Here is a 539-nt window from a genome sequence, read left to right as displayed (position 1 = left end):
CAGCCGAGGGAGGTCCGCACGGCGACGTTCCTTCCGCTGGAGGAACTGATCGCCGCGCACCTCGGCGAGCTGTTCACCGGCATGGAGGTCACCGAGCACCACGCCTTCCGCGTCACCCGCAACGCGGACTTCGAGGTCGAGGAGGACCGGGACGAGGACCTTCTCCAGGCACTGGAACGCGAACTGGCCCAGCGCCGGTTCGGCCCGCCGGTGCGGCTCGAAGTGGCGCAGGACATGAGCGAGCACATGCTCGAACTGCTGCTGCGCGAACTGGAGGTCGACCCGCGCGACGTCGTCGAGGTCCCCGGTCTGCTGGATCTGACCTGCCTGCACCAGTTGTCCGGTGTCGACCGCAAGGAACTCAAGGACCGCCCTTTCGTACCGGCCACGCACCCGGCGTTCGGTGAGCGGGAGACGCCGAAGTCGGTGTTCGCGACGCTGCGCGAGGGCGACGTCCTCGTGCACCACCCGTACGACTCCTTCTCCACCAGCGTCCAGCGGTTCATCGAACAGGCCGCCGCGGACGAGAAGGTGCTGGC

1 pseudogene is annotated in these 539 nt (G+C 68.3%); it reads left to right on the top strand.

Annotated features, from left to right (window positions below):
* Window positions 1-539 (top strand): annotated as a pseudogene (locus CFP71_RS42015) (RNA degradosome polyphosphate kinase); the annotation flags it as partial.

The organism is Amycolatopsis thailandensis (assembly GCF_002234405.1).
In the GTDB taxonomy this organism is placed as follows: Bacteria; Actinomycetota; Actinomycetes; order Mycobacteriales; family Pseudonocardiaceae; genus Amycolatopsis; species Amycolatopsis thailandensis.
This window is presented reverse-complemented; position numbering and strand designations above follow the sequence as displayed.